This is a genomic window from Agaribacterium haliotis (assembly GCF_002312815.1).
GTDB classification, from domain to species: Bacteria; Pseudomonadota; Gammaproteobacteria; order Pseudomonadales; family Cellvibrionaceae; genus Agaribacterium; species Agaribacterium haliotis.
In genome coordinates, this window is the sequence record NZ_NKQJ01000003.1 from 85,751 (window position 1) to 112,739 (window position 26,989).

General features: G+C 50.3%; 23 protein-coding genes. 10 read left to right on the top strand and 13 right to left on the bottom strand.

What is annotated here, in order from left to right:
• Window positions 1-51 precede the first annotated feature (51 nt).
• Both CFK45_RS04860 and CFK45_RS04865 read left to right on the top strand, forming a co-directional pair.
• On the top strand, window positions 52-2,118 hold the full coding sequence (locus CFK45_RS04860; RefSeq protein WP_096085308.1) for a TonB-dependent receptor plug domain-containing protein: 2,067 nt from the start codon (window positions 52-54) through the stop codon (window positions 2,116-2,118).
• A gap of 147 nt (window positions 2,119-2,265) precedes the next feature.
• The gene (locus CFK45_RS04865; protein WP_096085309.1) at window positions 2,266-2,931 is read left to right on the top strand and encodes a hypothetical protein; all 666 of its coding nucleotides are present in this window, start codon (window positions 2,266-2,268) and stop codon (window positions 2,929-2,931) included.
• A 148-nt stretch (window positions 2,932-3,079) separates the two neighbouring features.
• Here the strand turns inward: CFK45_RS04865 and groL are convergent, their stop codons facing one another.
• The 8 genes from groL to CFK45_RS04905 form a co-directional block, all read right to left on the bottom strand.
• Window positions 3,080-4,726: a chaperonin GroEL gene (groL, locus tag CFK45_RS04870; RefSeq protein WP_096085310.1), complete on the bottom strand. Its 1,647-nt coding sequence runs from the start codon at window positions 4,724-4,726 to the stop codon at window positions 3,080-3,082.
• 56 nt (window positions 4,727-4,782) lie between these two features.
• On the bottom strand, window positions 4,783-5,073 hold the full coding sequence (gene groES, locus CFK45_RS04875; RefSeq protein WP_096085311.1) for a co-chaperone GroES: 291 nt from the start codon (window positions 5,071-5,073) through the stop codon (window positions 4,783-4,785).
• A 213-nt stretch (window positions 5,074-5,286) separates the two neighbouring features.
• A complete protein-coding gene (locus CFK45_RS04880; RefSeq protein ID WP_204378421.1) occupies window positions 5,287-5,718 on the bottom strand; it encodes an FxsA family protein in 432 nt (143 codons plus the stop codon).
• Between the two features lie 61 nt (window positions 5,719-5,779).
• On the bottom strand, window positions 5,780-6,769 hold the full coding sequence (locus CFK45_RS04885) for a DUF481 domain-containing protein (protein WP_204378422.1): 990 nt from the start codon (window positions 6,767-6,769) through the stop codon (window positions 5,780-5,782).
• A 114-nt stretch (window positions 6,770-6,883) separates the two neighbouring features.
• Window positions 6,884-8,176: an AmpG family muropeptide MFS transporter gene (locus tag CFK45_RS04890; RefSeq protein WP_349677393.1), complete on the bottom strand. Its 1,293-nt coding sequence runs from the start codon at window positions 8,174-8,176 to the stop codon at window positions 6,884-6,886.
• A gap of 36 nt (window positions 8,177-8,212) precedes the next feature.
• On the bottom strand, window positions 8,213-9,061 hold the full coding sequence (locus CFK45_RS04895) for a histidine kinase (protein ID WP_096085313.1): 849 nt from the start codon (window positions 9,059-9,061) through the stop codon (window positions 8,213-8,215).
• An 8-nt stretch (window positions 9,062-9,069) separates the two neighbouring features.
• A complete protein-coding gene (gene ampD / locus CFK45_RS04900) occupies window positions 9,070-9,621 on the bottom strand; it encodes a 1,6-anhydro-N-acetylmuramyl-L-alanine amidase AmpD (RefSeq protein WP_096085314.1) in 552 nt (183 codons plus the stop codon).
• A gap of 208 nt (window positions 9,622-9,829) precedes the next feature.
• Window positions 9,830-12,310 (bottom strand): DUF1631 domain-containing protein, encoded by a 2,481-nt coding sequence (locus tag CFK45_RS04905; RefSeq protein WP_096085315.1) that lies wholly within the window; start codon window positions 12,308-12,310, stop codon window positions 9,830-9,832.
• Window positions 12,311-12,616: 306 nt separating this feature from the next.
• On the opposite strand from CFK45_RS04905, the gene CFK45_RS04910 reads away from it, so the two are divergent.
• The 3 genes from CFK45_RS04910 (at window position 12,617) to CFK45_RS04920 (ending at window position 14,739) form a co-directional block, all read left to right on the top strand.
• The gene (locus tag CFK45_RS04910; protein ID WP_096085316.1) at window positions 12,617-13,138 is read left to right on the top strand and encodes a retropepsin-like aspartic protease family protein; all 522 of its coding nucleotides are present in this window, start codon (window positions 12,617-12,619) and stop codon (window positions 13,136-13,138) included.
• Window positions 13,139-13,222: 84 nt separating this feature from the next.
• The gene (gene nadC / locus CFK45_RS04915; RefSeq protein ID WP_096085317.1) at window positions 13,223-14,068 is read left to right on the top strand and encodes a carboxylating nicotinate-nucleotide diphosphorylase; all 846 of its coding nucleotides are present in this window, start codon (window positions 13,223-13,225) and stop codon (window positions 14,066-14,068) included.
• A complete protein-coding gene (locus tag CFK45_RS04920; protein WP_096085318.1) occupies window positions 14,068-14,739 on the top strand; it encodes a hypothetical protein in 672 nt (223 codons plus the stop codon). The genes nadC and CFK45_RS04920 overlap by 1 nt, the downstream gene beginning before the upstream one ends.
• Here the strand turns inward: CFK45_RS04920 and CFK45_RS04925 are convergent.
• Window positions 14,736-16,718, bottom strand: coding sequence for an LTA synthase family protein (locus tag CFK45_RS04925; RefSeq protein ID WP_096085319.1), 1,983 nt, complete (start codon window positions 16,716-16,718; stop codon window positions 14,736-14,738). The two genes, CFK45_RS04920 and CFK45_RS04925, sit on opposite strands and share 4 nt — an antisense overlap.
• Window positions 16,719-16,833: 115 nt before the next feature.
• A complete protein-coding gene (locus CFK45_RS04930) occupies window positions 16,834-17,319 on the bottom strand; it encodes a pilin (RefSeq protein WP_096085320.1) in 486 nt (161 codons plus the stop codon).
• 308 nt (window positions 17,320-17,627) lie between these two features.
• Between CFK45_RS04930 and pilB the strand changes: the two genes are divergently transcribed.
• The 5 genes from pilB to CFK45_RS04955 all read left to right on the top strand — a co-directional run bounded on the left by pilB (window position 17,628) and on the right by CFK45_RS04955 (window position 22,315).
• Window positions 17,628-19,331 carry a type IV-A pilus assembly ATPase PilB gene (pilB, locus tag CFK45_RS04935; protein ID WP_096085321.1) on the top strand — a complete coding sequence of 568 codons (1,704 nt, stop codon included), beginning with the start codon at window positions 17,628-17,630 and terminating at the stop codon, window positions 19,329-19,331.
• Between the two features lie 4 nt (window positions 19,332-19,335).
• Entirely contained in the window at window positions 19,336-20,550 is a 1,215-nt protein-coding gene (locus CFK45_RS04940; RefSeq protein ID WP_096085322.1) for a type II secretion system F family protein, read from the top strand.
• Between the two features lie 5 nt (window positions 20,551-20,555).
• Window positions 20,556-21,416: a prepilin peptidase gene (locus CFK45_RS04945; RefSeq protein WP_096085323.1), complete on the top strand. Its 861-nt coding sequence runs from the start codon at window positions 20,556-20,558 to the stop codon at window positions 21,414-21,416.
• On the top strand, window positions 21,416-22,012 hold the full coding sequence (gene coaE, locus CFK45_RS04950; RefSeq protein WP_096085324.1) for a dephospho-CoA kinase: 597 nt from the start codon (window positions 21,416-21,418) through the stop codon (window positions 22,010-22,012). Before CFK45_RS04945 ends, coaE begins: the two co-directional genes overlap by 1 nt.
• A 111-nt stretch (window positions 22,013-22,123) precedes the next feature.
• Window positions 22,124-22,315 (top strand): DNA gyrase inhibitor YacG, encoded by a 192-nt coding sequence (locus CFK45_RS04955; RefSeq protein WP_096085504.1) that lies wholly within the window; start codon window positions 22,124-22,126, stop codon window positions 22,313-22,315.
• A gap of 66 nt (window positions 22,316-22,381) precedes the next feature.
• Here the strand turns inward: CFK45_RS04955 and mutT are convergent, their stop codons facing one another.
• From mutT to secA, 3 genes are all read right to left on the bottom strand, one after another.
• Window positions 22,382-22,789, bottom strand: a complete 408-nt coding sequence (gene mutT, locus CFK45_RS04960; protein ID WP_096085325.1) for an 8-oxo-dGTP diphosphatase MutT — start codon at window positions 22,787-22,789, stop codon at window positions 22,382-22,384.
• A gap of 2 nt (window positions 22,790-22,791) precedes the next feature.
• Entirely contained in the window at window positions 22,792-24,009 is a 1,218-nt protein-coding gene (argJ, locus tag CFK45_RS04965) for a bifunctional glutamate N-acetyltransferase/amino-acid acetyltransferase ArgJ (RefSeq protein WP_096085326.1), read from the bottom strand.
• 65 nt (window positions 24,010-24,074) lie between these two features.
• Window positions 24,075-26,942 (bottom strand): preprotein translocase subunit SecA, encoded by a 2,868-nt coding sequence (gene secA, locus CFK45_RS04970; protein WP_096085327.1) that lies wholly within the window; start codon window positions 26,940-26,942, stop codon window positions 24,075-24,077.
• Window positions 26,943-26,989 lie beyond the last annotated feature (47 nt).

Here is a 26,989-nt window from a genome sequence, read left to right on the forward strand (position 1 = left end):
GTTTCTATACATTAAGCGCTGTGATTTCGGCAAGCTCAAAAGGATAACAGCATGTACCGCCAACTCAGTTTTATCGCGCTCGGACTTTGCACCAGCGCATATGTAGGCGCCGATGATAAACAAAGCGGCGAGACAAGCAACGATAGCGAAGCGAGCACACTGATGGAAGAAACGCTCGTTATGCACCGGCGTCGCGACGGCGACTATAACTTCATTACCGAAGATACGGAAAAGCTGGTCGACACCGCCGGAGCGCTAGGCGACCCACTAAGTGCAGTATTTGCTTTGCCCGGCGTGGTCTACGGCAGCGGCGGACAAGAGCCCGCTGTGCGCGGCTCGAGCCCCGCCGACAACGCCTACGTTGTCGATTTTTTACCGGCGACACATATCTTTCACGAATTTGGCGTATCGGTTTTTAGCGAATTTACCCTGCACAGCTTTGATATGTATTCAGCTGGCTTTGGCCCAGAATACGGCAATGCCACCGGCGCTATTTTTGATATTAAATTACGCAAACCGCGGCAACAGGAACTGAGTACAATTATTGACTTCTCGATGCTAAGGTCGGGCATCTTTGTCGAAAGTGCCGTCACTGAAAACTCGGCATTTTACGTTAACGTACGCCGCAGCCTGCTCGATGTGTTTGTCTCCGCCGAAGATGCCTCGGACGAAGACGAAGGCATTGTGCTCAAAAGTGTGCCCCAGGATCAGGACTACCTGATTAAATACAGCTGGGATATTAACGACTACAACAATCTAAGCATCAGCGCCAATGGCGCCGGTGACAATGCCGAGGCCGAGCTCACCGAAGAAGCGGATTTTGTCGCCAGCAACCCCGATTTTGCCGGCGATGCCAAACTCGAAAGCGGCGCGCAGGGCCAAAGCATAGTTTGGCAGCGGCACGACGATAACAAGCGCCGTTTCATGCTCGCAGCCGGCAACTTAGAAGATGAAGAAAACCTACGCTGGGGCGATGACTACAAACAGGACATCAACTACAGCCAACAAACGCTAAAAGCCGAGTTCAGTCAGCCTATTAACAGCGCACTTGCGTATTCCATCGGCGGCCAATATGCCAACAACACGGTTGATTACAATGTCGACCAAATTTTGTTTGTCTGCACCGAATTCGACCCGGACTGCGACACCAGCCGCCGCGAACGCATCACGGAAAAAGACTCACAAAATTATATTGAGCAATATTATTTTGCCAACGCCCTGTGGACACCAACAGATCGTTTTGACTTTGAGCTTGGCGCCCAATACCAGAGCAATGACTACACCAACGAAGATTTTGTGCACCCGCGCCTGTCTGCCAGTTTTGCCCTGACCGACAGCACGCGCCTAAACGCCCGCTACGGTAGCTACAATCGCTTCCCGGATCTGGAAACGGTGCTGCCTGAAACAGGTAACCCCGATCTGCCATCACCAACCGCGCAGCACTATACACTTGGCGTTGTACAAGATTTTGGCGAAGACTGGAGCCTCAGTGTAGAAACTTATTACAAAGAACTCGAAAACCTGCCGCTCGCGCTCAGCGAAGAGAACGACAGCGACAACCAGCGCTATATTGCCGATACCAGCGGCAAGGCCTACGGCGTCGACATCATGCTTAATAAAAACTTAAGCGACAACTGGTACAGCTGGGTTGCCCTGAGCATGGCTAAAAGCGAACGTACCAACGGCCAAACGCTCACCACCCAGGATTACAACCTCGATACACCGCTTATTTTTAACTGGGTAATGAACTGGCAGGCAACGCGCTCGCTTAATTTAGGCTGGCGCTGGTCTGTGCGCAGCGGTGAAGCTTATACACCCATTATCGGTGTACAGGAAAACCCGTATTTTGAAGATTCTGTGCTGCCGATTTACGGCGAGGCTTACTCCGACCGCCTGCCCAACTACAACCGCCTCGACTTGAGAATGAAATGGGACTTCCAAAGCTTTGGCAAAGACAGCGCACTGATTGTCGACATTATCAACGCGCTGAACCACGACAACGTTGACGAGCGCAATTTAGATTACGACAAAGTCAATCAGCCCGGCGACAAGCCTGTCACCATCGACACCGTTGGTCTCGGCTTTACCCCAGCGTTGACCTACCGCTTAATTTTGTAAGCTGCGACGACCCAGCTAGGGTCTGTTAACACTAATTTGCATGTGTTCACCATGTGATCACTTTCCAGGGCTTGGCAATCATTGTTATTGTAGGCCCTGGTTTTTTTAGCTATGGCCAAATAAGCAAATGAAACAAAATTAGCAGCAATGTTTATCAGTGTTCACACCCAGGCGTTAATGTTTTATTTGCCGGCAGCGCTTAGCCTCGCACTTTTGCTGCTGAGTTTTTACAAAGCCGGCTGGAGCCAACTGTGGGCATGCAGTATGCGCCTGCATATGGCCTTCGGCAGCGGCCTTAGCCTCGCCTTGGCATGGAAGTTCCTCGCCTTTAGCATTAACGATGTGTTTATTTTGGCCCTGGGTTTTGTGGTCAGCCTCAGCCTTATTTTTGGTTTTTATTTCAGTCTTATAATCGGTGCTTTAGCGCTGATATTTTTGCACTTAATCAGCCCCCTGCCGTGGCAAAACATCGCCTTTCACTTTGTTGTCTGTGTTGTTGTGCCGGCAAGTCTGGCGAGTAGCCTGTTGCGATTATTGGAAAAAACACCGGGGCTTAATTTATTTTTTTACACGCTCGGCCTGGGTTTTGTTGCAGCGATGCTCGCAAGCCTTGCCACAGGTATCAGCGCACTTGCAATTTTTTACGCGTTAAACTCAACGCTCTACTGGCCCGCCTGGGACCACCGCGAGTATTTTTTCCTGCTCGCCTTCCCCCAGGGTTTTTGCAACGGCATGCTGATCAGCGCCCTTGCCATCTGGCGACCAGACTTATTAAAAACCTTCGACGAAAAACGCTGGTTAGACCAGAAATAAATACAGCGTCGCTGCCAAACCAAGCAGGCAACAAAAAAGCCCGCAAACATAAGCTTGCGGGCTTTTTTTAGACTCTATGGGATAGAGCTGGGGGGATTACATCGCCGCTCTCGCACGTCCATGTGCTACACGGCATTCGTAAGTCCGTTTACATCATACCGCCCATGCCACCCATACCGCCCATGCCACCCATATCTGGAGCAGCTGGTGCAGCGTCTTGTGGTGCGTCGGCAACCATCGCTTCGGTGGTAATCATCAGGCCGGCGATAGAACCTGCAGCCTGCAGTGCAGTGCGGGTTACTTTAGCCGGGTCGAGGATACCCATAGCAATCATGTCGCCATACTCGCCAGTGCCAGCGTTGTAACCGTAGTTACCGCTTTCACCTTTGATGTTGTTAACAACAACGGAGTCTTCGTCACCAGCGTTTTTAGTGATCTGGCGGATAGGTGCTTCCATGGCGCGCAAGGCAGCTGCGATACCGTGGTTTTGATCTTCGTTATCACCTTCAAGACCTTCGATAGAAGCGGCAGCTCGAACCAGGGCAACACCACCGCCGGCAACCACACCTTCTTCAACCGCAGCACGGGTAGCGTGCAGTGCATCTTCAACGCGAGCTTTTTTCTCTTTCATTTCTACTTCAGTAGCAGCGCCAACCTTGATTACGGCAACACCGCCAGCCAGCTTGGCTACGCGCTCTTGCAATTTTTCACGGTCGTAGTCAGAAGAAGTCTCTTCGATTTGCGCGCGGATCTGGCCAACGCGAGCTTGAATGTCAGCAGCTTCACCAGCGCCGTCAACGATGACGCTGTTCTCTTTGCTCATGGTTACGCGCTTGGCTTGGCCGAGGTGCTCGAGAGTCACAGACTCAAGATCCAAACCAACTTCTTCAGAGATCACAGTACCGCCAGTTAAGATGGCGATATCCTGCAGCATGGCTTTGCGACGATCGCCGAAACCAGGAGCTTTACACGCAGAGACTTTAACGATGCCGCGCATGTTGTTAACAACCAAAGTGGCCAGCGCTTCGCCTTCAACATCTTCAGCGATAATAACCAGAGGCTTACCGGCTTTGGCTACGGCTTCCAGAACTGGCAGCAGCTCACGGATGTTGGAGATTTTTTTGTCAACCAGCAGCAGGAACGGAGACTCTTGCTCAACGCTCATGTTGTCTTGGTTGGTGATGAAGTAAGGAGAGAGGTAACCGCGATCGAACTGCATACCTTCAACAACGTCGAGTTCGTTTTCGAGGCTGTTGCCTTCTTCAACGGTGATCACGCCTTCTTTACCAACTTTTTCCATTGCTTCAGCAATGATGTCACCAACGTGGGTGTCGGAGTTGGCAGAGATAGTACCTACCTGAGCGATAGACTTGGTGTCTTCACAAGGCTGGGCAGTCGCCTGAACAGCTTCAACCGCAGCGGCAACGGCTTTGTCGATGCCGCGCTTAAGGTCCATAGGGTTCATGCCGGCGGCAACAGACTTCAGGCCTTCGTTAACAATGGCTTGAGCCAGAACCGTTGCGGTAGTGGTACCGTCACCGGCGTCGTCAGAAGCTTTTGAAGCCACTTCTTTAACCATCTGCGCGCCCATGTTTTCGAACTTATCTTCCAGTTCGATTTCTTTCGCTACAGATACACCGTCTTTTGTTACGGTAGGAGCGCCGAAGCTTTTGTCGAGAACAACGTTGCGGCCTTTGGGGCCCAGAGTTGTTTTTACAGCGTCAGCCAGAATGTTTACGCCAGCGAGCATTTTTACGCGAGCGTCATTACCAAATTTTACGTCTTTAGCAGCCATGAGATTCTTTTCCGTTAGCTCTTAAGTGGAATTGGGATCAGTGAAATAAAGCGTTCTTATTCGACGATCGCTTTGATGTCGCTTTCGCTGAGGATAACCAGCTCTTCGCCACCTACCTCAATGGTGTCGCTGCCGGCGTATTTGCCGAAAACAACAGTGTCGCCCACTTTCACGTCAACAGGGCGAACTTCACCGTTGTCCAGAACGCGACCGTTGCCAACAGCAACGACTTCACCTTGGTTGGGCTTTTCTTTCGCGGAACCAGGAAGAACGATGCCGCCTGCGGTCTTTTCTTCCTCTTCCTTGCGGCGAACCACAACGCGATCGTGTAAAGGACGGATATTCATGAAGGTCTCTCCGTAATATCTAAGCAATATGTAAAGGCCCTTGGGCCGAAGTTTTAGCGAAACCGCAAAGCCTTTGGCACTGCGGTGAATTCCGTGAAGCTGAAGATGGGGCTCAGTTTGGGCTTTTCAACAGCAAAACTTAAAAAAAATTGCATTTTGTTGAATGTGCCGCGCAAACCCCGGCCGTGCCAGCCCACCCGAGGGGACACAAAGCTATTCGCGCCAGCTTTCGCCGTCGATCGTGCGACCTTTTGATTTGCCGTCAATATTTTCGCCTGCATGGCTTTGATAGCGGTACTGAACCGGCCTTAACAATCTGCGAATCAAGGCCAGGCGCAAGCCGGGGACAAGCAACAAAAAGCCGAGCGTATCGCTGATAAAGCCCGGCACCAGTAACATAAAGCCGGCCACAGCGAGACACAGGCCCTCGAGCAACTCGCGCGCAGGCGGCTCGCCTCTGGTCATTTTCTGCTGGGCACTCATCAAGGTGCTAAAGCCCTGAATACGGATCAATGTGACACCGATAAGCGCCGTTAGTACCACAAGCGCAACGGTAGGCAGGCCACCGATCACGCCACTGACCTCAAACATCACAAACAGCTCAATCAGCGGGGCAACAATAAACAACACTAAAAATATTTGCACAAAAGCCTCCGATGGGCGCAATCAGATAAACAAAACCTACTCGTTCTTGCTATATGGGGCTCTACCACTGATATCCAAGCCCTACAGTAAGGCGGGAATCTTGTTTTACCACGCCCTCGGGCGGCAGGTTGTCATAGTTGTAAATCAGTTTAAGATCGGCGCTCAGGCCTTTGGCAATCGGCATGGCCATGCCCGATTCACTGTTGAAGTTCCAGTCGTTTTGCTGGCGAACGCCCTGCAGCCATTCGAGCTTGCTATAGGCGTTTAGATCTTTCGGCAGCAGCACGCGGCCATCAAAGGCCATGCGCCAGGAGCTGTATTCATCGGGGTATTTGATTTTACTGTCGTTGGCATCGACCACCACCTCATTGAGATACTGGGGGCCAGACTCAATCGCCAGCGCTGAGCGCCGATTTTCCCAGAATTGATAACCGACACCGGCACCAAAACTGACCCGCTTATCGACCAAACGAAGCTCGTCTCTAAGCAAGGTCACCGATGAGGTCAAATAGGTCTTGGGGGCAAAAAACCAGTCAAATTGATAGCGCGGCTCATTGCGCTGTGAGAGCGGCCCATCATCAAAAGACTCTGCGCGATATTTGTAGGTCAAACCATGGCGGAAGTCGCGGTGGCGAAGGTTGAGGGCAAAATCGATATTCCAATCCTGCTTTTCTACCTGGCCGGACTCCAAATAACCGGTGGCCTTTATATGGCCACTGTGACCAAAACTCGACTGGCGATAGCCCTCGAATAACAGCGCTTCTTTAATTTCAAGAAAACCGAGCTTTAGGTTGCCGCCCTCTTCACATTCAAGGCGCACAAGGCGCGATGAGTCTAGCCCGGCCCAGTAACAAACACCGTCGTGACCGCGCAGTTTTAAAGGCACCGAACTGACCAAATCGACTATGCTGTTTTTCTTGATTTCCAGCGTGCCGAAGTTGCGGGATTTCCACACCACCACCGTCGCCCGAATCGCTTGCAACTCGCCCTCTATCCTGTCGCTATTGTCGAGCAAGAGCTCGCCGGCCGAAACAGGATAAGCAAAAGCCAAGCTTATTAAGGCGGCTACAACAGCGGTGGAACAGTGGCGTATGCGACAGCGCATGCAAGAAAAACGAAACAAATTAGAAACAGAAACGATAACAAAACAACAACAATAAATACATCAGCTCGCGGGCAACTTGCTAGCGCGACGCCACAAAATCAAAGACAAAAGGATAGCAGGCAATCCCATCGCTGCCGCATACAGGAAAAAAACCTGATAACTGAAACTGTCGACAAATACACCAGAGAAACCACTGGCAAATTTGCCGGGCAGAGTCATAAGGGAGCTAAACAGCGCATACTGTGTGGCCGTATAAGCGCGATTGGTCAAACCCGATAAATAGGCGATAAACACGGTCTGGGCAAAACCTGCACTGAAGTTATCTGCGCTAATGGTTACGTATAACCAGGACACATCGGCGCCGACTAGCGCCAGCTTGGCAAAAAACAAGTTGGCCAGCGCCGCACTGCAGGCCCCAATCAACAGCGGGCCATACACACCGTAGCGAGCAACAACAATACCGCCAACAAAAGCCCCGACTATCGTTACAACAATGCCAAAGACTTTGGTCACCTGCGCAATTTGGGTTTTAGTAAAACCCAGATCCAGATAAAACGGGTTGGCCATAATGCCCATAATTAAATCGCTGAGTCGGTACAGGCCGACAAATGCCAGTACCAGCAGGGCAAAACGGCCGTTGCGCTGAAAAAAATCGATAAACGGGTCGACAAATGAATGCTTAAGCCCCGCCAGACTCAGCGCAGAAGAGGCTCTTAGCGGTGTATTTTTTAGCGCAGGCTCCGAAGCAAACAGCGTTGCCAGCATCGCCAGCAACATAAGCGCCGCCATCGACCAGTAGGCAACTTGCCAGCTGGCAATATCCGCCAGGTAAAGTGCCCCAGCCCCGGAAGCCATCAGCGCCAGACGGTAACCGAGCAGGTAGCTTGCGGCCATGGCCCCCTGAACACTTTCATCGGCACTTTCAATACGAAAGGCGTCGAGCGCAATATCCTGAGTTGCCGAACTGAACGCGACCCACACCGCACACAGCGCGATCGCCGCAAGCTGGGTCCGGGGGTCGAGCTGGACCATCAGTACCAGGCCAATGGCCACCCCCAATTGAGCAGCCAAAAGCCAGCTGCGCCGGCGCCCTAGCCTGCTAAATAACAGCGGCAATTTAATGCTGTCGACAAAAGGCGCCCAGAAAACCTTGATTGAGTACGTCAAACCGACCCAGGCAAAAAAGCCGATCGCCGACTTGCTGACACCGTAGTCTCTAAGCCAAGCAGACAGCGTTGAGAACACCAGCAAAAATGGCAGCCCCGCTGAAAAGCCCAAAAACAACATGGTCAGTACAGGCTTTTTTACATAGAGGCGGGCCGCATCAGCCCAGGAGCGCTCGATCTTAAGCAAGGCTTTTACATCCCATTTTGAAGCCCAAATCAGCCGTTAAGCAAACAGCGAAAACAGCGCTGCTACCGCAATCCAGAACCAGAGTGAGCGCTGGAAAAGCTTGCTCATTAAAGTCAGCTCTTTGCGGGTAATTTCGCCATCTTGGATGGTATCGTCACTGACCGCCAGCGCCCCGAGTATCATCGGGCTTAGAATATCGTTGGTACGGCGGCTGCCGCACAGCAGGCAGTCGCGCCAGTGCTCAATGCAGCCCTGAAAGTTGCCGGTAAGCGCAAACGTTAAGCCGAGCAGGCGCACCGCCGGCCACTCGAGCAACCACAGCCAGCGCTGACTGAGCTTATCACCCGGTTCGGCGTGACTTTGCAAAAACACAAGGCGATACATCAACGCGCCGACCGGGCCGAGTAAGAAAAACCAGAACAGTACAGCAAACATACGCTCAAAACCGCGATAGCCTGCCTGATCTAAAACATGGCGGTGCAGGCTCGACCAATCGTCGCGCTCAAGATCGTCCACTTCCACATCAAAACGGCGCGCGCGCTCACAAGCACTGTCCCAGTCTTCGATATAACAGGCTTGGGTGTATTCGCGCACAATTTCAAAAAACTCGCCCCTGCCCAAGCTATAGAGTAAAACAACAACCGCCAGTGGCATCACCAGCCAGATACTCTGGCTTAACAGCAGCTGGAAGACGATAGCAACAAGCACCAGAGGCCAGACGACATTTAAAAAGCTGCGCGTTTCACTCAGCTCGGTTTCACTGCTGCTATTTAAGCGAGCGAGTTTGCTGCGCCACCAGAAAAACCAGCCATCTTTGTGCAGCGGGTTTTGTGCGCCCCAGATCTGCAAAAAAGCCAGCGCCAGAACTACAACAATGATTTCCATAATGAACCCTAAGTAGCTTGTCGTAATAGTTGTTGTAAGCGGCCCCAATCAAAAGCCGGGCCCGGATCGCTCTTGCGACCGGGAGCAATATCGCTGTGCCCGCACAGCCGCGAGCGAGTCAGTTTCGGATAATAGTCGATCAAATAAGCACAGAGCGCTGTCAGGCTGTGGTACTGCTCATCGCTGTAGGCTTGATCGTCACAGCCCTCCAACTCTACACCGATGGAAAAATTATTACAGTCATCGCAGCCCTTGTAATTCGATTTGCCAGCGTGCCAGGCGCGCTTGTCTGTCGCCACAAATTGCACCAGATGACCATTGCGCTCAATCAAAAAGTGAGCGCTAACTTTCAAGCCCTTAATTTCTTCATAAAAGGGGTGGGCCGAACTATCGAGCTGGTTTTGGAAAAAACGGCGGATGTCACCGGAGCCAAAGTGGCCCGGAGGCAGCGAAATACAGTGCACAACAAGCAAGCTGGGCTCCTGCTCGGCAGGGCGCTCATTAAAATTTGGCGAGGGCACAGGCTCAGCTGCATCCAACCAACCATCTATTAACCGCAAAAACGAACTCCGACAGGCTTTATTGCGAGAAGCTGAGCCACTTTATATATCGAGAATGATCGGCACCAGGGCAGCCGCTCTTTTTCGAGCTACGCGCAATAGAGAATGAAAATTTATTGTAGTAAGGATAATAACGCGGCCAACAAAAACTTAGCAATGTGGGCTAATTGCTGAAAAGGCAAAGCCTTGAAATAAAAACACCGCTAGATCAGTTTTTAGGGCGCAAACCGGAAACAATGGTTTCGAGAGCTTTGTCAAACAGCAAACTGTTATCGAGGGGCTTTAAGCGCTTCTGGGCAAGCAGGGTAACAAGGCCGGCCTCGGTATTTTCCGCCACTTTTTTGCCCGAGCGATCGACAAAAATGTATTTGCCTGTGGGTTTGATAAACGCCGCAAGGCGAGCTCTCTGACTGGCGCCTTGCGACTGCAGCTGCATTTCAAACCAGGCACCCTGCACAAACGCCCGCACCTGTTTTAACAACAATGCGTGCTGCTCGGCAGTAATAGCGGCGCTACCGCCCTCAGACTCAGCAGTTTGCACTGAAGAAGTCGAGGCCGCCTGCGAGGGGCTAGCAAGGTTTTTATTCGCAGGTTCGGCACTTTTTTGCCCCTGGCTAAGCTGGGCAGAGCGCTCAGACCCGCTAACTGGGCCTTTGCCGATGGCCTTACCCATGGCACCGGATTCAGGCTTAGGCTCCGGTTCAGCGTGTTGTTTTTGCTCGGCGCCGAGAGCGTGTGTTTGCTCCAGCTCTTGCTGAGCCAACTCAGCGTGGCGTTTTACCGGGCTTCCTCCGCGAATACATTCAAGGTGGATCGCCTCAAGCCCCTTAAACAGCGATGACATTTCAAACGGGTTGTAAGAAATCGTATCTAAACCCGCGCGAATTTTTTTCAGCAGCGGCGGCACTGATTTAATTAGTGCGCTGCGCTCACTTGCATCCGCGGGAGCCTGTACACTGGCAAGCAGAGCATCAAGCGTGGCCAGATGCTCTGCCCAGATATCACTATCACCACCACTTTTCAGTGCGGCAACAAATAAAACATTGCTCCAGGCCTCGTTGATAATTTTATCGAGCACCTCGGGCAACTTAAATTCTGCACAGCGCTGCTCAATCTCTACAGCAACTGCCGCACGCGCCAACTCAGCTTTGGCTTTGCCCTCTTCGGCGTCCCGAGTGCGGCGCTCGAGCAGGGCAATACGCTTGCGGTCTTTTTCTTGAAACGCAGAAAAGTCGGCCAGCAAATCCGAGAAAATTTCTGTATTGAGCTCAAAGTCCTGCATCAAGGTTTTGACAATTGAAGAGATCTTTTTGTACAGCGGATCGCTGTTGAACTCGCCATTTCTGGCTTCCCAACCGATTGCGGCGGTCGCCATTTCATTTAACAGGCGCCGGGCAACATGGCCGCTCTGAGTGAAAAAAGTTTTATCGGCAATCGCAACCTTGATAATGGGTATCTGCAGGCGACTTAATAAATCTTTCATCACCTTCGGTAAATTATCGTTGTCGAGAATCACCTCAAACAAACTTGCAACCAGTAGCATTACCTGCTCATCGACCGCGCTGGCCGCGGGTGTTTGGCTGGGCTTATTTGCGTCAGGCTGCGCCCCAGAGGCTGGGCTCGCAGATGCCGGGCTCCCGGCTTGCTTCAGTAAAAGCTGCTTTAGCTGCTGGGCATTAATTTGCTCGGCCATTTGCAGCTCGGGGGAATTCTGCAGAGCATTTAAAGCCTGTACAAAGCTATTTTGCTGCAGCTGTTCCGGGCTGACAAAGACATCCTGCTGACTTAAACCCTGCTCGGCAAATAAATGTGCAAGCTCCTGGCTCTGTTCGGCGTCGATGCCTGTATTCGCGCGAGCGCGCTGGGCTGCAGTGCTACTAGACGCTAAGGCTGTATCTGCTGAAGCGGGTTGGGCCGGGTGAGCCGAGGAGGTAAATTCGCCGTGGTTTTTTCGCGCGGCACCGCGCACCTTGGCCCTGGCCGCAGCGCCACCTTCGGCTGCACGACCAAGGGAAGGCAAAACGTTTTTCTGAACCAAGCTTTCATTTAAGCGCGTATATAAACCCGCCAACAGCTCTATCTGGCAGCGCTCAAATACTCGAAACAGGTGGAGTTTGGCTTTGATACCGAGCCCGAGCGCCTTAATGCGCCCCATAAACGCCGAGTAAAGCACGTCGGCACCGACCGGCATATTCTTTTGGTAAACCTTGACCGGAACAAGACTATCTAGGCGCAGCGCAAGAAACTGCATAGCCTCTCCGTGAGTGGCATTGGCGCGTGCCACGGCTGTATCGACAGCGACAAGCGCATCAAGATCGTCGTGTTCAACCAGTGTCAAAGCGTCGGCCTTGAGCTTGGACAAGGTATCTCGCTGGCCACCTTCATCAAGTAAAATAGCAAAGGCGGTATCTATTTCCCCTTGAAAACTGCTCTCGAGCACGTGGCGTCGAAGGCGCAATTCACGCATGGAGTCAAAATAGAAATTCTGCTCTTCGTTGCTGCCCGCTTTATCGGCAAGCTCAAATAAGGCATCATCAGCGCGCTCAAAAAACAGCTTAAGCATGGCCGCCAGCTCTGGCATGGCTAAGTCGCGAACAGTTTTAACCGGCTCCGGTAGACGAGCCAACTGGGCAGCGAGTGCAGGTTCGTTTGCCTCTTTACCACCGTTGAGCGCAACTATGTTGCTCATTATTATCACCTCTTAGCCAGCGCCAGATACTAAAACCCTTTAATGAAAAACGTGCCACAAAAAGATTTTTTCAGTCAAAATAAGTAGAAACCAAAAATCAACAGACCTTTCTTACTAGGTAAAAAGTAGTATACGCATGAAGCAAAGCTGCTCGCAGGCACCTAAAGCTGAAAATGTGACCTGGGTCGCTCGTTAGAGCCGAGACTTTTGATCTGGTTCAGTCTTCAGGCGACGATTAAAAATATAGCTTCTGTGCAAGCGCAGATGCTTTAGATAAAGTTATAAAAAACTAGGTATTAGACACTAATGACGAAAGAACAGGCGAGCACCGCAGGCACTGGCAAGGCCATGCTTTATATCTTTTGGTTGCTTGTATTAATTGGCTTAAGTTATATGCTCGGCCTTTGGGAAAACAAGCAGTACAACCCAAACCAAAAGCTAGTTGGTGAACAGGGTGACGGCCGCAACATTGTGCAACTAAAGCGCAACCGTTTTGGTCACTACGTCAGCAACGGCAAAATTAACGGCCACAACGTGACCTTTATGCTCGACACCGGCGCCACAAGCGTTGCAATACCCGCTGGCGTCGCCGATAAACTGGGGCTTCAGCGCGGCCCAAGCCACAAAGTACACACCGCCAACGGTACCGCAACCGCGTACAGCACACGCATAGCCAGGCTAAAGCTCGGCAGCATAGAGCTTGAAGACCTGCGCGCATCGATTACTCCGGGCATGCAGGGCTCAGAAATATTGCTGGGCATGAGCGCGCTGAAACAGCTCGACTTTAGCCAAAGTGGCGACGTGCTAACACTAATCCAATACAATTAGAGCCAGGCCTGTGCCCTGCTAAAACAGAGCAGCCAGCCCCTTGGCGTAAATAGCCTTCAACTTCGAAACAGTACGTTAAGCCCCATGAACCTATCTCTTAATGACATCCGCGAAGACATAGAGCGCGGAGTACGCCAGGCTCTCGACGAAGACCTGGGCAGCGGCGATATCAGTGCCAAGCTTATTCCCGAAGACAGTGTAAAAAGCGCATACATCATCACTCGTGAAGACTGTGTACTGTGCGGCAGCGCCTGGCTCGACGAAACCTTCAAGCAGCTAGGCGGGCTCGACAGCATTACCTGGCACGCCCGCGATGGCGAGTTTGTTAAGGCAGGCGGCAAGCTTGTCAGCCTCAAAGGCAAAGCGCGCACGCTGCTTAGCGGCGAACGCGTGGCGCTGAACTTTATCCAGCTCTTAAGTGCCGTCGCCAGCAAAGCCAAGCAGTACAAAGACACACTTGGCGAGAGCAAAATCACCCTGCTCGACACCCGCAAGACCCTGCCGGGGCTGAGACTTGCGCAAAAATACGCCGTCAGCTGCGGAGGCCTCAGCAATCACCGCATCGGCCTGTACGATATGTTTATGCTAAAAGAAAACCATATTGCCGCCTGCGGAGATATCCGCGCCGCCGTTAACAAGGCCCGCGAAATTGCCCCCGGTAAAAAAGTCGAGGTTGAAACTGAAAACCTGGATGAACTCAAACAGGCCATAAGCGCCGGTGCCGACGTTGCCATGCTAGACAACTTCTCAGAGGCTATGCTCAAAGAAGCCTTTACCTTAGAGCGAGGCAAGACCAAATTTGAGCTCAGCGGCGACCTGAGCCTTGAAGCCTTAACGAAGGCTAGGAACCTACCTGTGGATTACTGTTCGTTTGGGGATTTAACTAAGAATGTTAGGGCGGTGGATTTGTCGATGAGGGTGGAAAAGTAATGATTGGCTTGAAACTTAACACTTATAATCGTTGGCAGGCTTTCGCTATCCATTTTTGCGTCAGTATATTAATCTTTCTAGCTGCGCTTGTTCTAATTGTATTTTTCTGGTTTCCCGGCCCCCTTCTCTTTGCTGGAGGCATCCAAGGCATTCTGATCGTCGCCGCAATTGACCTTGTCTTGGGCCCATTGCTTACTTTGCTAGTTTATAACCCCAACAAAAAAAGCCTACCTTTTGATTTAACAGTTATAGCTCTATTGCAAGTGGCGGCACTAATATACGGCTTGTGGACGATTCGCACCGAACAACCTGTTGCAATTGTGCTAGACAATTCGGGAATCAATATAATCGGTAGAACTGAACCAAGGCTTTATGACACCACACTTCCTGAGCCTTACACTGACAAAATTCCAATTTACGTACTAAATCTTCCAAATAGTATTTCTGAAGCAAATACTATTGCTGCCGCGCAAGAGTTCATTGAAGGGAGGCCACTATACTTAAGGACAGATCTATACTTGGTAAAACCCTCAACAGAACAGCTTGAGTTGTATCTCAATATTTTTGAGCAAAAGAATGAGTGCTTACTTGCCCCCTTAAACAGCAAACATATAGTTGGCGAGAGAAACGCGTGCCTAGATATTAAAAACTGGAAGCTGCAAAGCCACTAACCATCAAACGGCAAATTTTCTTCTTGGCTAAGCTCTCTCATAGTTGTATGAGATGGCTTAGTTAAATAATGCACCTTGTCATCAGCAAAAACCTTTTGGTTTTCAAAGTAGATCATATCGTAGGCCAGCCCAAGAATACCTGGGTCTTCTTCGCTTTTCTTTAGAGCCTTCCCGGTTAACAAGTCGCCTTCTACTTCATAACAAGAGGCCGAACCAGTTAGATTCTTTGAATCAGAAGCAGATGTTTGAGCCCAGCACGACTGATAGGCTCCGGAACAATTTACTGCCTCGCGAATACAAGCCCTACCTTGCCCTCTAAATGAAACCCCTCCTCCTTTCATCAGTACGGCCCAAGGCTCCTTAACACGGTCAAAAATACTTTTGCCGATATAATTCTGTGCGCTGTACTCGGCTTTCACCAGATCCAAAACGGACAAAGGGATATCAACCTGGCTCGAGACTTGATCCACACGATAACCGCCAATGATCTCAGGATGATATATAAGCAACGGCACTCGAAAGAACTCTTCATCAAGTAATAGGGCCAACTTTTTCTCTGAATCAAAAGACCACACACCATGATCCGCGGTTATAAGCACTATCGTATTTTCATATAAAGTAGAACGCTTAAAGCTTTTCCAAAACTCCCCCAAAGCATAATCAGAGTAATGAACCGCATTTTCGTATCCTTTATAAATGCGCTCTTGTACATCCATCAGCTCCAGGCTTTTTTTAGAATTAGGGACATCCACAGGCCAGTCATATTGAAAAGGGTAATGACTACTAATACTTAAAACCTGAGAAAAAAACGGTTGAGAATACGATTCAAGGCGGTCAAGAGCAAGGTCATAGAAATCAGTATCAGCAAGCCCCCACCCAATATACCTACGCCCATCGTCCCTATGAGGGACCTTATCTGCATGAAAATACAAATCGCTAAAACCGTGCTCCAACATGAAATTGTCACGATTATAAAAACGACTGGAATTAGCATGCATATAACTAGAACTGTACCCCTCATGTGCAAGCACTGAAGCCAAGCAATCTAAATTTTTAGTCCCAGAATACTCAGCAATTGACAACTTTGCATTGTGATCGAAAATACCACACAAAATTGCATTTTCACTTTTAATCGTATAATTCGTATTGGCGTAAAAATTACTAAAAAGAACACTTTCTTTAGCAATAGCATCAAAATTTGGCGTTAGCCCTCTCGAATCACCGTACGCACCGATAAAAGACGCCCGTATTGACTCAAGAGTAAGGATAAGAACGTTAAAGCTTTTGGCACTATAGCCAGAGGGTAAGAAGGCATGCTTTTCAACTACAGTATTTTTTTGCTTGAAGTACTCCCACCCCTCTTTTGCCCCACCCCTCTCATTACTAAGAGGATAAAAAAAAGCATGGACTGGGTGTAAAAATACAGGAGAGAGAGCAAAAGCATTGACCCGCTTAACATGAGAGATTTGAGCACCAACCCACACAAAGGTAGTTACCGCCGCAAACAAAAGAACACTTACAACCCCCGCAGATAATCTTCGCCGGAATTCAAGCCTTTGCTTAGATAAAGCCCCCCAAAGAAATAAAAGCAGCAGCAGCACATAACCAATGGACAACCACTGAAGTGCCTGCCGGTACTCAAACTCATCAACTGAGTTCAGCGCGGCTCCAGCGTTATTTGCGAACAGTAAATACTCAAAGTTCAGATAAGCCTGAAAATACTGGTAATGCCACCAGTTACCTACAGTTAGCCCAAAAGAAAAGAGCAAAAGCAACGTAATTGCACTTACTGCAAGAAAGCGAGGAATAGGAAGTGCGGACACGCCCAAGCATAAAAACGCAAGCATAAACGCAGTTGCCAAAGAGCTGACCAGGGCCAGCAGGCTAGGACTTGGCGCACCAAAATGCGCAGTTCCAGTAACCACTAACGGAACAAACAACGCCAGCGACACACCTCGCCAAAAAATCACTCGACTCATACAAGGAAACACCACACAAACCAAAACTGAACTTGTATTTTTTTACGCGCCACCAAAACAATCAGGCAAAAAAAAACCCCGGATAACCGAGGCTTTTTCGTGTACTACTTAGCGTTTAGAACTGACCGCGGCATGAGCCAGGCAGATATTTAGCAGGAATAGTGGTGCCATCAGCAGGTAAACCACAGCGCCAACCGTAGACAACAATGCCAACATCTGTAGCGACAACGGCTGTAGTCGCATCGGACATAGGCACCATAGTAACAACGTCTGCGGAACCTGCGGTCAAAGCTGAGATATTAGTCGCTGTAACGGTAATCTTACCAACCGCGTCAGTTACTACCTGAGAAACATACTTGGTAGTCTGAGTAGAACTTTCACAGCCCCAATCGTTCGCCGAAGGAAGAGTAGTACCAACACTCGACTGAATTACTTCAGTGATCGTTGTACGACAAGCACTGCCGGCAAGAATAACCTCTGATACCTTGGCACGTACGGTGTAATCTTGGTAAGCAGGCAGAGCCACAGCAGCCAAAATACCGATAATCGCAACAACAATCATAAGCTCAATGAGCGTAAAACCTTTTTGAATAGCTTTCATGAGAATCCCCTTGATAAAGGAAAAGTTAAAGACCTAAGATGCCAAGCGATCATCATGCCAAAACAAATTTATATAATAAAAACATAAACTTAGGCTAGCCAAACACTTGCTTGGCACGAATAGGCAAGACACTTTTTGTCACGTGAAGACAAATTCATGCACCCAGCTCGCCCCGCACAGGAAAGGCTGCGTTAACATATACTTAGAAAGTTTTTATTATGTAAAAATTCATGCAAAGACCATTACTGCTTCATTTTGAGTTACACTTTTAGCACCTAATATAAACCCTAACACCCAAGCTGCATCGAATGACTTTAAGCGGGCTAGCGCGACACCTTGTATACGACAATCTTCTTTCGAATGAACTTGCTGAAGAGGCGATCGCCTCCGCCAAACGAGAGAAGCTTCCATTACCTATGTATTTAATTAGCCAAGGGAGTGTCGAAGCACTTCCAATGGCTTTATCCGCCTCACGAGAATTCGGTACGGCATTAATTGACCTGGACGCTCTAGACCGAGAGCGCATCCCAAAAGACTTGGTTGATCAAAAGCTAATCCAAAAGCACCAAGCACTGCCAATTTTTCACCGAGGCAATCGCCTATACATTGCCGTGTGTGACCCAACCAACCTTCATGCTTTAGACGAAATAAAATTCAATACAGGCTTAAGTACCGAGGCTCTACTTGTTGAAGCCGACAAGCTGCAAGTTGCGATAGAAGAGTACATGAATGCAGCTGAAGAAGGCTTAGGGGATAGCCTCGGAGGCCTGGAAGACGGAGATCTAGACGGCTTAGACATTGAAGCTGTTGACGAAGACAGCAGCTCTGGTGCGGATGATGATGGTGGAGATGAGGCCCCAATTGTTCGTTTTGTAAATAAAGTTTTATTAGATGCCATAAAAGGGGGAGCATCTGATATTCACTTTGAACCCTATGAAAAAACCTATCGCGTACGCTTTCGCACTGACGGCATTTTGCAAGAGGTCGCAAAGCCGCCAATAAACCTCGGTTCTCGCTTAGCCGCGCGCCTTAAGGTTATGTCAAAGATGGATATTAGCGAAAGGCGCGTCCCCCAGGACGGCCGTATAAAGATGAAGATAACTAAAACCCGAGCCATTGATTTTCGGGTAAATACACTTCCCACATTATTCGGAGAAAAAATAGTTCTTCGTATACTTGATCCAAGTAGCGCCAAATTGGGTATTGACGCTCTAGGATATGAAGACTTCCAAAAGCAGATGTACCTTGATGCGCTTGCTCAGCCTCAAGGGATGATTTTGGTTACCGGGCCAACAGGCTCCGGAAAAACAGTATCGCTTTATACTGGCCTGAACATCTTAAATACTACAGAGCGAAACATATCCACTGCTGAGGACCCAGTAGAAATCAACCTCGAAGGCATAAATCAGGTTAATGTTAGTAACAAAGTCGGCCTAACTTTCGCGGAAGCGTTACGCAGCTTTCTTCGCCAGGACCCGGATATAGTGATGGTCGGCGAAATTCGAGACCTTGAAACGGCTGAAATTGCAATTAAAGCAGCCCAAACGGGCCACCTTGTTCTATCAACGCTACATACCAATAGTGCCCCCGAAACCCTTACTCGCCTATTAAACATGGGGGTTCCAACATTCAATGTTGCTACAACGGTCAGCCTTATTATTGCCCAGCGCCTCGCAAGAAGACTTTGCAGCGAATGTAAGAAACCTGCGGACATTCCTGATGAAATTCTAAAGGAAGAGGGGTTTGATGAGATAGACCTAGAGGAAATCAACCTTCATGAACCTGTTGGCTGCAACAAGTGCAACAAGGGCTACAAAGGGCGCGTTGGGGTTTATGAGGTGGTTCGCATCACACCATCCATTAGCCGCATTATAATGGATGGTGGTAACGCCATTCAGATAGCAGACGCCGCCAAAGAAGCCGGTTTTTTCAACCTGCGAACAGCCGCTCTGCGTAAGGCGGCTATGGGGGTCACCAGCCTCGCTGAAGCCAACCGGGTAACGAAGGATTAAAACAATGGCAACTACAGTCAGCCAGACATTTCTATTTAAAGGTACGGACAAAAAAGGCCAGAAAATATCTGGAGAAGTTATCTCTACAACTCCGGCGCTAGCGAAAGCACAGCTAATTAAGCAAGGTATTCGAGCCCAATCAGTACGGAAAAAACCCAAACCTCTCTTCGGGGCAGGGGGGAAACCAGTTAAGCCGATGGATATCGCCCTTTTTACTCGACAGATGGCAACCATGATGAAGGCTGGTGTACCACTAGTACAAAGCTTTGACATCGTTGCAGGCGGCTCCGACAAGAAACAGCTTTCAGACCTTATCAACCTTATCAGAGAGGACGTTGCTTCCGGTACTGGTTTTGCTACATCGCTAAAAAAACACCCAAAGTATTTTGATGAACTGTTTTGTAATCTCGTCGATTCTGGGGAACAGAGCGGGGCTCTTGAGACCATGCTTGATCGAATAGCGACTTACAAAGAAAAGACCGAACAACTAAAGGCAAAGATAAAAAAAGCCATGACCTACCCTGCTGCAGTGGTAGTCGTAGCCATTGTTGTTACAGGCATACTGTTAGTAAAAGTTGTACCCCAGTTTGCTGAAACATTTTCAAGCTTCGGAGCCGATCTTCCAGCATTCACTTTATTTGTGCTTGGCCTTTCTGAACTAGCTCAAGCCCATTGGCTAAAAGCATTAGTGGTCGCAGGAGCGGCAGCTTTCTTTTTTTCCAAAGCCAAAGAAAAAAGCAAGGGCTTTCGAATAGCCTTAGACAGGCTAACACTTCGACTACCTATCGTAGGAGATATTGTCTATCAATCAATTGTGGCGAGATACGCGCGTACACTGTCAACCACCTTTGCAGCGGGCGTTCCTCTAATTGAGGCACTTACCTCCGTTGCCGGCGCAACGGGGAACTACATATATGAACAAGCAGTTCTTCGCATTAGGGATGAGGTTTCAACAGGAACCCAGCTAAATGTAGCTATGACTCAAACCAAGCTTTTCCCACCAATGGTTATTCAAATGACCACTATTGGTGAAGAGTCCGGTGCGCTTGATGAAATGTTAGATAAAGCAGCCAGCTACTACGAAGAACAAGTCGACAACATGGTTGACAATCTAACAACGCTACTTGAGCCCCTGATTATGGCTGTACTCGGTATCTTAGTTGGCGGCCTCATGGTTGCTATGTACCTGCCCATTTTCCAAATCGGTCAAGTTGTTTAAGCTCAATGGAATTTCTCACCCTCCTCGCTGCCGGCGTCTTCTCCCTACTCGTCGGCAGCTTTCTGAACGTTGTTATTTACCGCCTACCCATCTCTATGATGGCCAGCTGGCGCCGGGAGTGCCGGGCGTTTCTAACCGAAAATGACGGTCTTGAGCTCGGCGAAGCGCCGGCAGAAGAGCGCTTTAATGTCGCCTTTCCTCGCTCGCATTGCCCCAGCTGCAAGCAGCTTATTCCGGCGTGGTGCAATATCCCGGTGCTTAGCTGGGTGTTGCTCAAGGGCCGTTGCCTGCGCTGTAAAAGCCCCATTAGCTTGCGCTACCCCTTTGTGGAACTACTCACTGCCGCCACGGGTGTGTTTTGTGTTTGGAGCTACGGCTTAAGCTTTGAAGCTGCAGCACTAATGCTGTTTTCTTGGACGCTGATTTGCCTGATCTACATTGATATCGATCACCAACTGCTGCCAGATAGCCTAACTCTGCCCCTGCTTTGGGCCGGCTTGGCGGTCAACTCTGTCGCCACTTTTGTTGACCTGCAAAGTGCCGTCTACGGGGCCATGGCCGGTTATTTGAGCCTGTGGAGTATTTATTGGGCCTTTAAGCTTCTTACGGGCAAGGAAGGCATGGGGTTTGGTGATTTCAAGTTACTCGCTGCGCTCGGCGCCTGGATGGGCTGGCAACAGCTGCCAACCATTATTATTCTTTCGTCTGCGGTCGGCGCCATATTTGGCATTGCCGGCATTCTAATGAAAGGTAAAGATAAAGATACACCGATGCCCTTTGGCCCCTACCTCGCTATCGCCGGCTGGTTTGCTTTCTTCTGGGGAAGCGACATTCAGCGATGGTATCTCGGCCTCATTGCAGCCTGATGTTTAAACTCGGCCTAACAGGAGGCATAGGCTCAGGGAAAAGTACGGTTTCGGCGATGTTTGCCGAGCTGGGTATCACGGTTGTCGATGCAGATATCGTTGCACGCGAAGTTGTCGAGCCGGGCCAAACTGCGCTAGCCAAAATTGCGGAGCATTTTGGCCCACAGGTTTTGCTTGCCGACGGCAGCCTTGATCGCAGCCAGTTGCGTTCACTTATCTTTGCCGATCCCAAAGCCAAGCTCTGGCTCGAACAGCTAACCCACCCGCTTATACGCCAGGAAATAGAGCGACAACTGGAGCGCGCGCAATCCACGTACGTTATCCTAAGCTCTCCACTGCTGCTTGAGACCGGCCAGCAAAAGCTTGTCGATAGGGTGTTGGTGGTTGACCTGAGCGAAGCAGAACAACTTAAACGCGCCTGCGCCCGTGATCAAAACAGTGAAGAACAAATTCGCGCAATTATGACCAGCCAGCTTAGCCGGGAGCAGCGCCTTAAGCACGCAAACGACGTCATCGATAACAGCGCTGACAAAGCGCAATGCCTGTCCCAGGTCGAGATTTTGCATCAAGAGTACTGCAAGCTAGCGCTCACTTAAGAGTTCACTTCAAGTGGCGCCTCAGCTCAAACTTGACTGCAAGCATGCCAGCCACAATACTTGCGCCCCAAGCAAAACAAACCGCAGTACTTCAGTAAGCGTCAGAATATTATGAGTGTAAAAACCGTCAGCCTTCCGTGCCCTAACTGCGGTAAAACCGTGATGATGACTGAAGCGTTTCCCGAAAGGCCATTCTGCAGCAAACGCTGCAAAGACATCGATTTTGGCGATTGGGCAAGTGAAAGCTACCAGATAGAAGGCAGTGATGAGAGCGCCGAAAGCTGGTCGGAAGATCAGCGGTAACTAAAGCTAAGTAAAGCTATAGTCGCGCGCTTAAAGAAACCCTAAAGAAAAGATGCGCAGCCGAGCTTAGGCCCTCGAAACAAGCCACTCAACAATGCGCTTGTTTGCCTCAGGAAATTCGTAGTCAGCAATCTCACTTCTACTGACCCAGCTAAGCGGCTGGCCTTCCATGCTTTTAGCCTCACCAGAAAACTGGCGCACGTGGAAGATGTGTAAACACACCCGCTTTTCAGCGTAATCGTGCTCAATATCAAACAAGAAATCTGCGGCGCCTGGCTCAAGCTCTAAGTCGAGCTCTTCTTTTAACTCCCGAACCAGCGCCTGCTCTTTGCTCTCACCACTATCGACCTTGCCCCCGGGAAACTCCCAAAGCCCGGCTAAGTGCTGCTGAGCCTGGCGACGGCTAATTAAAATCTCGCCATCGCGGTTCTCGATCACACCGACTACAACGGCAATGCTGCTCAGCTTAGCCATGCTTAACTGCGGTATTCGGCGTTAATGCGCACGTAGTCGTGGCTCAAATCTGAAGTCCACAAGCTTTCTTTGGCGTCGCCGCGCCCCAAATCTACGCGAATGCTAAATTCCGCCCGATCAAACACGGCTTGACCAACTTCTTCACGATAGCTGGGGGCACGGCCGCCATCGGCAACAATAGCCACGTCGTCAAGCCAGACCTGAACCTTAGTGCAGTCGAGCTCTTCTATACCCGCATAACCAATGGCGGCAACAATACGGCCCCAATTCGGGTCGCTGGCAAATAGCGCGGTCTTAACCAGCGGGCTATGGCAAATGGCGTAAGCGACATCAAGGCTCTCTTGCGCATTCAAACCGCCCGCCACATCAACGCGCACACACTTTGTGGCGCCTTCAGCATCGCGGACCATTTCAATCGCCAAGGCCTGGCACAGCTCGGTGAGAACTTGCTCAACACGCTCGGCTGCATCAGTACCAGAGCAAATCAATGTGTTGCCAGCTTTACCGCTCGCCATCAGCACCAGCGCATCGTTAGTAGAGGTATCGCCATCAACAGTAATGCGGTTAAAGCTTTTATTGGCCGCACTTTTTACCAGCTTATCGAGCAGATTTTGTTCGATTGCAGCATCGGTCGCCACATAAGCGAGCATGGTGCCCATATTGGGTTTGATCATGCCAGAGCCTTTGGCGATGGCGCTAAAATGAAGCTCAACACCGCCGATTTCTAGCGTTTTACTCAGGCCTTTGGCGCGAGTATCCGTCGTCATCATCGCCTGCGCAGCGCCGTGCCAAGCATCGCCATTTAACTGCTCAAGCGCAGTCGGCACCGCGTCGACAAGCCTGGCGGCCGGAAGCACTTCGCCAATTACACCAGTAGAAAACGGTAGCACCTGATTCAGCTCAACACCGGCGGCACTGGCCACTGCCGCACAGCTATCAATTGCTGCCTGCCAACCGGCCTGACCGGTACAGGCGTTGGCGTTGCCGGAATTAATCAACAAGAAGCGCGGTGTTGCTTGCTGCAAGTGGCGACGACAAATTTTAACTGGCTCGGCACAAAACGCATTTTTTGTAAAAACGGCACTGACACTGGCACCGTCACAAATCTCGATCAGCGACATATCCAAACGATCTGCATAACGCACACCAGCCTGCACTGCCGCTAATCGTATGCCGTCAACAGGCAAAACGCCCGGCCATTTAAACTCACCAACTGCCATGTATTATTTTTCTCGCCTTAATAACTATAAAAATTAACTAAGCTCAACTAAGCCAAGCCAAGCAATTAAACCAACTTGCCGTGGCAAGCTTTGTATTTTTTACCAGAACCGCAGGGGCACGGGTCATTGCGCCCAACTTTGCGGCCATCACGCACATAGGGTTTGTCCGCACTGAGCTCTTTAACTTCCTGCTCATCGGCCTGCAGCGCATTCTTACTCTCGTGTTCAAGCTGCAGTTTTTGGCGCTCGGCCTCTTCGCGCTGGCGCTTTTCCATTGCCTCCATCTGCTCTTCGGTCATCGGCTCAACACGATAAAGTACTTTGACCACATCGTATTTGAGGTTTTCGAGCAGAGCCTGAAACAACTCAAAAGCTTCGCGCTTGTATTCCTGCTTCGGGTTTTTCTGTGCATAAGCGCGAAGGCCAATGCCCTGGCGCAGATGATCCATATTCTGCAGGTGTTCTTTCCACAGGGTATCGAGCACTTGCAGCATGATTTGTTTTTCAATGCTGCGCATCACCGAGCCTATGCGCTCACTCTTCTCTAAGTAGCGAGCCTCAAGTGCTTCGTGAATTTTCTTACGCAGCGTTTCTTCGTAGAGTTTTTCGTCATCATCCAGCCACTTTTGCACCGGCAAGTCGACGCCAAAGTCCACCTGTAAAGCCTGCTCAAGCCCGGGCACATCCCACTGCTCAATCAGCGACTGAGGAGGCACATAGCCAGATACAACACCATCAATAACGTCGTCGCGAATTCCGGCAACGATATCTTCAATATCGTCAGCTTCAAGCAGGTCATTGCGCTGGGTGTAGACCACGGTGCGCTGATCGTTGGCTACATCATCGTATTCAAGCAACTGCTTGCGATAATCAAAGTTGCGCGCTTCAACCTTGCGCTGGGCTTTTTCGATGGCATTGGTCACCATGCGGTGCTCAATGGCCTCGCCTTTCTCCATGCCCAGAGCCTGCATAAAGTTGCGCATGCGCTCGGACGCAAATATACGCATTAAATTATCTTCAAGGCTCAGGTAAAAACGGCTCATACCGGGGTCGCCCTGGCGACCGGCGCGGCCGCGCAGCTGGTTGTCGATGCGGCGACTTTCGTGGCGCTCGGTGCCGATAATGTGCAAACCACCGGCCGCCATTACCGTTTCGTGGCGCTTCTGCCAATCGGCTTTGACCGCTTCAATTTGCTCTTGTGTCGCACCTTCCCCAAGTGCTTCAAGCTCAACATCAAGGTTGCCACCTAACTTAATATCCGTACCGCGACCGGCCATATTGGTCGCAATGGTCACCGAGCCGGGGCGGCCAGCTTCGGCAATAATAGTTGCTTCGCGCTCGTGCTGTTTGGCGTTTAACACTTCATGCTTAATGCCGCCTTTTTTAAGGCGCTGACTCATCAACTCGGAGCTTTCAACCGACGCGGTACCAACCAAAACCGGCGCATTTTTCTCAACCAGCTCTTTAACATCGTTGACGACAGCATCAATTTTTTCGTCGAGACTTAAAAACACCAAGTCGTTTAAATCGTCTCGCGCAACCGGCACATTGGTTGGAATTACAATTACTTCCAAACCGTAGATGTGCTTAAGCTCAAAAGCTTCCGTATCGGCGGTACCGGTCATACCACTTAGTTTTTGGTACATACGGAAGTAGTTCTGGAAGGTTGTTGAAGCCAGGGTCTGGCTCTCGGCCTGAATCTGGACCCCCTCTTTTGCTTCAATGGCCTGGTGCAGGCCTTCACTTAAGCGCCGGCCCGGCATCGTGCGGCCGGTGTGCTCATCAATCAAGACCACTTGATTGTCTTGCACGATGTATTCAACGTTGCGGTTAAACAGCGTGTGGGCTTTTAGTGCGCTGTGCACATGTTGCAACAGGCTTAAATTGGCGGCGGAATAGAGGCTGTCGTTCTCTTCCATCAGCTTGTTTTTCACCAGCCACTGTTCAACCAGCTCGTGGCCTTCTTCACTGAGTTCAACCTGGCGGCTTTTTTCGTCAATGGCAAAGTGGCCTTTATCGGCGAGACGGCACAGCGGCGGCTTGGCCTGGCTATCGACAATGACCAAGTCTTTGTTTTCTTTGTCTGCGCGGCCGAGTGCATAAGGCACGGTCGTCGGTTTATCATCGCCCTCTAGCTGAATTTTGCCGAGCATGATTTTATCGTTGCGCTCGCCATCGCTGTCGGCGACCTTCTCAAGCGAAGGCACCAACTTATTGATCACCCGGTAGAGCTCAGAGCTGTCCTGCGCAGCACCAGAGATGATCAGCGGTGTTCGCGCCTCGTCAATCAAGATGGAGTCAACTTCATCGACAATCGCAAAGTTAAGACCGCGCTGCATGCGGTCCTCTTTGCGCAGTGCCATATTGTCGCGCAGGAAATCAAAACCAAATTCGTTATTGGTACCGTAGGTAATATCGCAGCGGTAGGCGTCGTACTTTTCTTGCTGGGGCTGCATCGCCACCACCACACCAACACTCAGGCCCAGTGCTTCGTACAGCGGGCGCATCCAGTTGGCGTCGCGGCTGGCCAGATAGTCATTCACGGTCACGACATGTACACCGTTGCCACTTAAAGCATTGAGGTAAGCGGCCAGCGTCGCAACCAAGGTTTTACCTTCACCGGTGCGCATTTCAGAAATACGGCCCTGGTGTAACACCATGCCACCTATCATCTGCACATCGAAGTGGCGCATGCCCATCGCACGTTTGGAAGCTTCGCGCACAGCGGCAAAGGCCTCAGGCAGGATTGCATCCAAGCTTTCGCCGTCACTTACACGCTTTTTAAAGCTTGTTGTCAGGCCTTTGAGCTCATCGTCGCTGAGCTTTTCATAATCCGGCTCATACGCATTGATCTTGTTAACCAGTTTACGCAAACGCTTCACTTCCCTGTCGTTGCGGGAACCGATCAGTAGCTTTAATACCTTGTTGATCATGTACTTAGTCCAAAAATATATCGATGTTTCTCCGGCCGAGCGGAAGT